Raw genomic sequence first — 6,876 nt, 5'->3', positions numbered from 1 at the left:
TGCCATGATGCGAGACCGAAAGCCCTACCTGCAGACCAAACCAACATAACAGTTGCCGGCTTTCGCCGGGACGACGAGGGGAGAGATTGCGCTGTATCCCCGTCACCCCAGCCGCATGTCCAGCAGCCGCCGGCCTTCGCCCTTCAGGAGCTTCTTCACCGCGCTCGAGGCGATCACCTCGCCATTGTTGGCGTAGGCCTCGTGGTTCTTCTCGATGTCGTCGAGGCGGTAGAGGTAGTTGACCATGATGCCGGCGGATTCACGCAGGCCCTTGGGCGAGAGGTCGCCGAGCCAGTTGATCCGCTCCAGCCGTGCGCCGTTGCCGAGGTGGAAACGCGCGACCGAATCGATCAGCCGGCCCTTCGGTGTGCGCGCCTTCAGGAAATAGTAGGCGGCAAGCGGCTCCAGCACGGCGCGCAGCTGGGTCGCGAGCTCGGCGTTCTCGAACCAGTCGGGCTTGCCGAGGCTTTCGAGCAGCTGGCGGTCCTCCTCCGTGAGCGGCACGTCGTCGGCCTGCTTGACCCACTGCATGAAGCCCGGCACCGGCGACAGCGTCACGAAGTTGTCGAGCTTCGGCAATTCGCGGCGCAGCTCCTCGACCACCTGCTTGATCAGGAAGCTGCCGAAGGAGATGCCGCCAAGGCCGCGCTGGGTGTTGGAGATCGAATAGAACACCGCGGTGCGGGCGCGCTCGACCGGGACCGGCTCGCGCTCTTCCGCAAGCAGCGGCGCGATCGCGCCCGGGATGGATTCCGTGAGCGCGACCTCGACGAAGATCAGCGGCTCGTCGGCCAGAGCCGGATGGAAGAAGGCGTAGCAGCGGCGATCGATCGGATCGATGCGGCGGCGCAGATCGTCCCAATCGCGGATCTCGTGGACGGCCTCATAACGGATGATCTTCTCCAGAATATTGGCCGGCGACGACCAGTCTATCCTGCGCAGCACGAGGAATCCCCTGTTGAACCAGGACGAGAGCAGGTGCACCACGTCGCGATCGAGCGCGGCGAGGTCCTTGTTGCCCTTCATCAATGAAAGCAGATCCGAGCGGATCGACACCAGTTCGCCGGTGCCGCCCGGCGCGCGATTGAGCCGGCGGATCAATTCCTGGCGGCGCGGCTCGGAGGCGAAATGCAGGTCGCTGGCGTCGTCGCCATTGGCTTTGGCGCGCCAGCTTTCGATCGCCTGCGCCAGCTTGGCGTGATCGGGGCCGAAATCGCGGGCCAGCGTCTGGAAGAACGACAGCCGCCCGGCGGCATCGAGGTGGTGGTAGCGGTCGAGCACTTCGCGCGCCATCGCAGTGCCGGAGGCTTCGCCGCGGCCGGACAGCAGCGCTTCGCACAATTCCAGCAGTTCGGAAGCATCCTGCTTGTCGTTGGCCGGGCTGGCGCGGCCGAGCAGGACGCGGCCGCGTTCGGAAATCGTCGAGAGCAGATCGGAGAAGAAGGCATTGGCCATGAGCAGGTCGTATCCAGCAGGTCGTATCCAGTGAAGCCGGACCTTACACGGGATTTAAGGTCGGGAGCACTGCAATCAAGCGCATGGATCGTACGGAAATATGTCGCAGCGCGACAGCGGTATAATTCGTCGTCGCTGCGCCCGGTGGCGAATCCCGTTCACGTTTTCTCCGCGAACGCGGTCGGTGTCTTGCCGGTAACCTGGCGGAACGCGTGGGAAAATGCCGGCACGCTGGCATAGCCGAGGTCGGAGGCGACTTGCTTGACCGAAACGTTCGCGGTGCTCGACAGGCGCTCGATGGCGGCCGCGATGCGGGCGCGCTGGCACCAGCTCTTGAACGAGAGCTGCGTCTCCGCCGAGAACAGCCGCGACAGCGTCCGCGCCGAGGTGCCGACCGTGCGCGCCAGCGCATCGATGTCGTGGTCCTTCGTCGGATCGGCCAGCACGATGTCGGCGGCGCGGCGGCAGCGCGGCTCCTGCGGCAGCGGGATGAAGGTCGCCGAATCCTCGGCCTGGTGCAGCTCCAGCATCACGAGGCGGATCAACAGAGCGGTGCGCTCGCGTCCGCATGAGGCGTCGAACAGTGCCAGGATCGCCTGGTGCACCAGCGGTGACACCCGCACCACGAATTCGTGGTCGAGGCTGTCGCTGCGCTTTTCGCGCGCAAGCCAGGCCTGGTCGAAATACAGCGTGCGCATCTCGATGTCGGCGAGCACGTCGATCGCGTGCGGGAGCAGGGCGGGGACCCACACCGCGCGGTCCGGCGGCACCAGCCAGCGCCCCTTGGGCGTCGTCACCTGCATGGTGCCGCTGGCGGCATAGACCAGCTGTGCCTCGCGGTGCATGTGCGGGTCGAGCCGGACGCCCTTGCGGTAGCTGCGCGCCACCAGATGCACGCCGTCCCCGGTGACGCGCCGATCCTGGTGGAGGGCTCTTATTGGCGGCTCAGCGATAGTCATTGGCGACATCCCGTCAGGACAAGCACCTATAACCTATTTTCGAGCAATTGAAGAATCGCGTGAGAGACGTGCCGATGAACGGTCCTAGCAACAGTCCCAGCCGGGTGATCACCTTCGTCAACGCCGCCCATTTCATCGATCACTACGCGATGCTGATTTTCGCCGCCGCCGTCATCATCATGGGCCCGGCGCTCGGCATGGCCTATTCGGAACTCCTGCCCTATGCGACCCCGGGCTTCATCGCCTTCGGCGCCGGCTCGCTGGTCACGGGCTGGCTCGGCGACCGCTGGAGCCGCCGCCACATGATGGTGATCTTCTTCGTCGGCATCGGCCTGTCGATGATCTCGGTCGGCTTCGTGCAGACGCCGCTGCAACTCGGCGCCGCACTGCTGGCGATCGGCATCTTCGCCTCGATCTATCATCCGGTCGGAACCGCGATGATCGTGTCCTATGCCGAGAAGCTCGGCGCCCAGATGGGAATCAACGGCGTCTGGGGCAATCTCGGCGTCGCCTCGTCGGCGCTGGTCACCGGCGTGATCGGCCAGTATCTCGGCTGGCGCTGGGCGTTCATCGTGCCCGGCACGGTCACCGTGCTGATCGGCATCGTCTTTGCGATGACGGTGGTGCATGAGGACCGCAAGGGCTCCAGGCAGGCCGCAGCCCAGGCGCGGGTCGCCAAGGAGGACATGTGGCGCGTGGTGCTGTCGCTCCTGATCGTGGTGATCGCGATCTCCACCACCTTCAACGCAGTGACGGTGGCGCTGCCGAAGCTGTTCGCCGAACGGCTTGCCGATCTGACCAGGAGCCCGGCGCTGCTCGGTGTGATCGCGGCCGGGGTCTATGTGTTCGGCGCGATGACGCAGTACACCATCGGCAAGCTGCTCGACAGATATTCGCTCAAGACGGTGGCGCTGCCGCTGTCGTTCCTGCTGGCGCCGTTCCTCTATCTTGCGGCGAGCCTGTCCAACCTGCCGCTGATCGTGGTCTCGATCGGCATCGTGATGGGCGCGTTCGGCCAGGTCACGGTAAACGATGCCATGGTCGGCAAGTACACCACCGAGGAATGGCGCTCGCGCGCCTATGCGGTGCGCTATTTCGTCGGCTTCACCGCGGCCGGCGCTTCCGTCGGCCTGGTGGCCTGGCTGTACGACCAGGGCGGCTTCTCGATGATGCTGCGCGCCTTCGCGGCGCTGTGCCTGCTGGCGATCGCGGCCGCGATCATCCTGCCGCGCGAGATCCGCACCCCGGCCACGCAGGCGGGCTGACGCAGGGGCGCTTTTGCCGCCCGTTTACCGTTGCGGCAAGGCGTGCCCGCCCACCCGACCGGCGGGCCTCGGCCGACGGCGGACAACCGTGACATGGTCACGCTTCGCGAACTTTGTCCCGACCCGCAGGTGTGGTAGGCTCAAGCGGGCCTCGGGGACGAAGGCGCCGGTTGCGCCTTGAGCACGTCTTTGCGGAGCAGCCGGAGCGCCATGGGAGAAATTCGCGACTTCAAGTCAGGCCGGTCACAGCCCGACAATACACAGCCTCCCGGTGATTCAATGCCGCGGCGCCTGGCCGCGATCGTTGCCGGCGATATCGCCGGCTACAGCCGGCTGATGCAGCTTGATGAAGAAGGCACGCATACGCGCGTCAAGCGGATCCTGCGCGATCTGATCGAGCCCACCATCGCCGAGCACCATGGCAAGCTGGTCAAGACCACCGGCGACGGCTTCATCGCGATGTTCGACAGTCCTGTCGAGGCCGTCCGTTGCAGCATCGTGATCCAGCAGAACATGATCGGCCGCAACGCGGCGGTCGCGCGAGATCACTGGATCGAGTACCGGATCGGCGTCAACCTCGGCGACGTCATCATCGAGCCCGACGATATCTATGGCGACGGCGTCAACGTGGCCTCGCGTCTGGAAGGAATCGCGGCGCCGGGTGACGTCTTTATCTCCGGCGGCATCTACGAGCAGATCAAGCACAAGATGGTCTGCGGATACGAATCGCTCGGCGACCGCAAGGTCAAGAACATCACCGATCCGGTCCGAGTCTATCGCGTGCTGCCGGATGCCGCCGCGTACCAACGGACGCGCAGGCGCCGTGAGTCCGTCCTGCTCACGCTGCTCGGATTGGCGATCGCGATCATTGCGGGGGGCGTGCTGTGGTATCTGCTGGCGCAACCGCGCGGCAAGCCGGCCGAAGTGGCACAGGCGCCTCCGTCACCGACGGCATCGCCTGCCGTCCAGCCGCCGGCACCAAGCCCGGCTCCGACCCAAACCGCAAGTCCGACCCCGGCGGCACCGACGCAGCAAGCGTCGCCTCAACCTGCGCCCTCCGCGAGCCCCACCCCGGACCTGCCGGAGCCCGAACTGGTCTTGCTTCAAGCCGGCAGCTTCTCGATGGGAAGCAATGACGATCCTTCCGAGCGGCCGATCCGCCGGGTGACGGTCAAGCCCTTTGCCATGGGCAAATATCCGGTCACGGTCCGCGAATGGAACGCCTGCGCGGCGGCCAAGGCCTGCGGCTTCACGGCCAGCGGCAAGGACGACGTTCCGGTCACCAATGTGAGTTGGAGCGATGCGAAGCAATATGTGACCTGGCTCGCCGAGCGCACCAAGAAGCCCTACCGGCTTCCGAGCGAAGCCGAGTGGGAATATGCGGCGCGCGGCGGAACGCAATCGAAGTACTGGTGGGGCGACCAGATGCAATCGGGCCACGCCGGATGCAAGGATTGCGGCGGCGATAGTTCGGCCGAGCAGCCGGTCAAGGTCGGCAGCCTCAAGCCGAATCCGTTCGGCCTCTACGACATGGGCGGCGGGGTCGATCAGTGGGTCGAGGATTGCTGGCACAGGAATTACCAGGGCGCGCCGACCGACGGTGCGGTCTGGTCCGGCGGCGACTGCGCCTCGCATGTCATCCGCTCCGGCTCGTGGAAGAATGACGCACGCTATGTGCGCCCGGCCAATCGCGATAATTACGACACCTATGTTCGTTATCCGACCCACGGTTTCCGGGTCGCGCTGTCTCCCTGAGCGATCGTCCCTGATCGCCAGGCTTCATGGAGGGGCTATGAAAAGTGCAGGCTTGATCATGCTCGCTGCGGCACTGACGCTGTTCGCGGCCCCGGCCGACGCCCAGAACAAGCCGGCCGGCAAGGACACCAAGCTGTATTTCATCTGGCCGCGCGACGGCGCCAAGCTCAAAAGCCCGTTCTGGTGCCGCTTTGGGCTGCGCAACATGGGCGTCACCCATGCCGGCGACGACTACCCGAACAGCGGCCATCACCATCTGCTGATCGACGTGAATGAGCCGTTGAACCCGAATGAGCCGATTCCGTCGGACAAGTCTCATCTGCACTTCGGTGCGGGCCAGACCGAGACGCAGCTCGATCTGGCGCCCGGCAAGCACACCCTGCAGTTGGTGCTGGGCGACGCCAAGCACTATCCATTCAGCCCGCCGGTCGTCTCCGAAAAAATCACCATCCGGGTCAGATAGGCCGATACGGATAGCTCCCTTGCGGGAACCGGCGCTTGCACAAGGCCGCGCCGTACGGTTTGTTGCGCGCCTGCCGGACAGCAAGATTCGGCGTGGAGGAAGTCTGATGTCGTCTCGACTGCTGCGTCTGGCCGGCCTCGTTTTGGGAGTGATTGTCATGGCCACATCAGCGGATGCCGACGCCTTGAAGGATCAGATCGCGCCGACCGGAAAGCTCCGGGTCGCGATCGCGATCAGCCCGGCCGGCGGCGCGTTCTGGTCGACCAAGACCGAGAACGGCTATGCGGGCGTTCCCGCCGATCTCGGCCGCGAGATGGCTGCGCAACTCGGCATCCCCGTCGAATATGTCGTGCATCAGAATTCCGGCCAGATCACCGACGCGGCGGCCAACAACACCTGGGACATCACCTTCCTGCCCAAGGATCCCGAGCGTGAGACCAAGATGACATTCGGGCCGATCTACGAGGTTGCCGACGCCACCTATATCGTCAAGCCCGGCTCGACGATCACGAATTTCGCCACGCTCGACCAGGACGGCGTCAAGGTCGCCGCCGTCAATGCCACCACGACGATGCGCGGCGCGATCGCCCATCTCAAGCACGCCAAGGTCACGGGCTATCAGACCTATGACGAGATCTTCAATCTGCTGAAGAGCGGCGAGATCGACGCCTTCGCATTGTCGCGCGATCAGCTCAATGCGATGGCGAAGAAGATCCCGGGCACGCGCGTGCTGGACGAGACCTTCAAGCAGACCGTCACCGCGGTCGCGGTGCCGCTCAACCATCCGCTCGCCGCGGCCTTCGCCACCAGGTTCATGACGGAGGCGGTCGCCAACGGCACGCTGCGCAAGGCCTACGACAACAACGGGCTGAAGGGCTCGCCGGTCCGCACCGAGGTGAAGTGAACTAGGGTCTGTACCTAAATAGCGCCACGTGATTCTCTTGCCTACGTGTTGATTCGGGGGCGAGAGAATGCGCGC

The 6,876-nt window shown here is 65.1% G+C and carries 6 protein-coding genes; 4 read left to right on the top strand and 2 right to left on the bottom strand.

Annotated elements, in window-relative coordinates:
- Positions 1-102: 102 nt before the first annotated feature.
- Both QJT82_RS44695 and QJT82_RS44690 read right to left on the bottom strand, forming a co-directional pair.
- Positions 103-1,455, bottom strand: coding sequence for a malonyl-CoA decarboxylase (locus QJT82_RS44695; protein ID WP_028342412.1), 1,353 nt, complete (start codon positions 1,453-1,455; stop codon positions 103-105).
- 158 nt (positions 1,456-1,613) lie between these two features.
- The gene (locus QJT82_RS44690) at positions 1,614-2,414 is read right to left on the bottom strand and encodes a helix-turn-helix transcriptional regulator (protein WP_028342411.1); all 801 of its coding nucleotides are present in this window, start codon (positions 2,412-2,414) and stop codon (positions 1,614-1,616) included.
- Between the two features lie 74 nt (positions 2,415-2,488).
- On the opposite strand from QJT82_RS44690, the gene QJT82_RS44685 reads away from it, so the two are divergent.
- From QJT82_RS44685 to QJT82_RS44670, 4 genes are all read left to right on the top strand, one after another.
- A complete protein-coding gene (locus tag QJT82_RS44685; protein ID WP_028342410.1) occupies positions 2,489-3,679 on the top strand; it encodes an MFS transporter in 1,191 nt (396 codons plus the stop codon).
- 210 nt (positions 3,680-3,889) lie between these two features.
- Positions 3,890-5,434 (top strand): SUMF1/EgtB/PvdO family nonheme iron enzyme, encoded by a 1,545-nt coding sequence (locus tag QJT82_RS44680; protein WP_028342409.1) that lies wholly within the window; start codon positions 3,890-3,892, stop codon positions 5,432-5,434.
- Positions 5,435-5,471: 37 nt separating this feature from the next.
- Positions 5,472-5,897, top strand: a complete 426-nt coding sequence (locus QJT82_RS44675) for a DUF4399 domain-containing protein (protein WP_028342408.1) — start codon at positions 5,472-5,474, stop codon at positions 5,895-5,897.
- A gap of 157 nt (positions 5,898-6,054) precedes the next feature.
- Entirely contained in the window at positions 6,055-6,801 is a 747-nt protein-coding gene (locus tag QJT82_RS44670) for a transporter substrate-binding domain-containing protein (RefSeq protein WP_080686834.1), read from the top strand.
- The last annotated feature ends 75 nt before the right edge of the window (positions 6,802-6,876 follow it).

This window comes from Bradyrhizobium sp. Mp19 (assembly GCF_029952935.1).
Taxonomy (GTDB): Bacteria; Pseudomonadota; Alphaproteobacteria; order Rhizobiales; family Xanthobacteraceae; genus Bradyrhizobium; species Bradyrhizobium elkanii.
The sequence above is the reverse complement of the archived record's forward strand: the minus strand, read 5'-3'. Positions and strand labels throughout refer to the sequence as shown.

Excerpts from the sequence above, each read along its gene's own strand:
- QJT82_RS44695 (WP_028342412.1), bottom strand. The coding sequence starts at position 1,455 with ATGGCCAATGCCTTCTTCTCCGATCTGCTCTCGACGATTTCCGAACGC.
- QJT82_RS44690 (WP_028342411.1), bottom strand. The coding sequence starts at position 2,414 with ATGACTATCGCTGAGCCGCCAATAAGAGCCCTCCACCAGGATCGGCGC.
- QJT82_RS44685 (WP_028342410.1), top strand. The coding sequence starts at position 2,489 with ATGAACGGTCCTAGCAACAGTCCCAGCCGGGTGATCACCTTCGTCAAC.
- QJT82_RS44680 (WP_028342409.1), top strand. The coding sequence starts at position 3,890 with ATGGGAGAAATTCGCGACTTCAAGTCAGGCCGGTCACAGCCCGACAAT.
- QJT82_RS44675 (WP_028342408.1), top strand. The coding sequence starts at position 5,472 with ATGAAAAGTGCAGGCTTGATCATGCTCGCTGCGGCACTGACGCTGTTC.
- QJT82_RS44670 (WP_080686834.1), top strand. The coding sequence starts at position 6,055 with ATGGCCACATCAGCGGATGCCGACGCCTTGAAGGATCAGATCGCGCCG.